Source organism: Yoonia sp. R2-816 (genome assembly GCF_046762905.1).
Classification (GTDB): domain Bacteria; phylum Pseudomonadota; class Alphaproteobacteria; order Rhodobacterales; family Rhodobacteraceae; genus Yoonia.
The window spans coordinates 1-1,314 of the sequence record NZ_JBKQXN010000083.1; the positions used below are offsets into that span (position 1 = coordinate 1).

Genomic DNA, 1,314 nt, shown 5'->3' on the forward strand with positions numbered 1-1,314 from the left:
CGCAATCACCGGTTTGGCTCTTCATCAGAGAGCATTGATCAGCTTCAACTGGCCCTGGAAACGAGCGAGATCGCAGTCGCCAAGATGACGGCAAAGCTGCGCCTGCCCGATGAGGAACCGAAGGACAAACCAAAGCGCCGCCCCATCCCTGATCACATTCCGCGCATGGAAGTCGAACTGACCACAGGCGACGATGATTGCGTCCATTGCGGCGGCGGCCTGCGCCGTCTGGGTGAAGATGTGACCGAGGAGTTGGAATATGTTCCGGGCCGGTTCATCGTGAACCGCATCGTGCGACCGCGCTTTGCCTGCTCGGGCTGCGAGGCGTTCACACAGGCAGCGTTGCCATCGCGTCCCATCGAACGTGGGCGCCCTGGTCCGGGCCTGCTGGCGCATGTGTTGGTCAACAAATACGCGGATCACTTACCGCTCTATCGCCAGAGCGGCATCTTCGAACGCGACGGGATCGACATTGATCGTTCAACGCTGGCCGATTGGATCGGCAAGTCCACGGCGCTGTTGGAACCACTGGCGGATGCTATCGGGCGGCATGTGCTGGCCGGTCAGGCCATCTTCGCTGATGATACGCCGGTGAAGATGCTGGCACCCGGCACGGGCAAAACAGCGACAGCACGCCTTTGGGCCTATGGTCGGGATGAGCGGCCTTGGGATAGTAGCGTTCCACCTGCCAGTTGGTATCAGTTCTCCCCTGATCGCAAAGGGCAGCATTCCAAAGATCATCTGGCCAAATACCATGGCTGGATGCATGCGGACGGCTATGCCGGGTTCGAAGATCTCTACCGCTTAGGCGATATCAACGAGGTCGCCTGCATGGCGCATGTCAGGCGCAAATTTGTGGATGTCCACCGCGCTCAAGGTTCCGCCATTGCGGATGAGGCCATCAAGCGCATCGCGCAGCTCTACGCGGTAGAGAAAGAGGCACGCGGGTCACCACCAGATCGACGCGTCGAGATCAGGCAAGCGCAGGCAAAGCCGGTCTTCGATGATCTGGAAACGTGGCTCCACGCCCAACTGCCCAGTATCTCAGGTAAGTCGCCACTGGCAGGTGCACTCCGTTATGCACTGACGCGCATGGCGCGGCTCAGACCGTACCTCGACCACGGCATCTTGGAATTGGACAACAACACCGCCGAACGGGCCATACGATCCGTCGCGAACGGTTGGTCATTATGCACCCCCTTTTTAAGTGCTTGTAAACATTGAAAGCTGCTGGTCGCTTTGTGTGCGACACGGGCGCTTTTTGCGGCGTAGTGCTTGTATTACTTGATCAGATTGTAGGTCTTCGGTCCTGAT

At 58.8% G+C, this 1,314-nt stretch carries 1 protein-coding gene; it reads left to right on the top strand.

Annotation, left to right across the window (positions count from 1 at the left end; genetic code table 11):
- Positions 1 to 1,224 (top strand): IS66 family transposase (tnpC, locus tag ACFWW2_RS01510; RefSeq protein ID WP_393925596.1); only part of this gene is annotated, 1,224 nt, incomplete at its 5' end.
- Between the last annotated feature and the right edge of the window lie 90 nt (positions 1,225 to 1,314).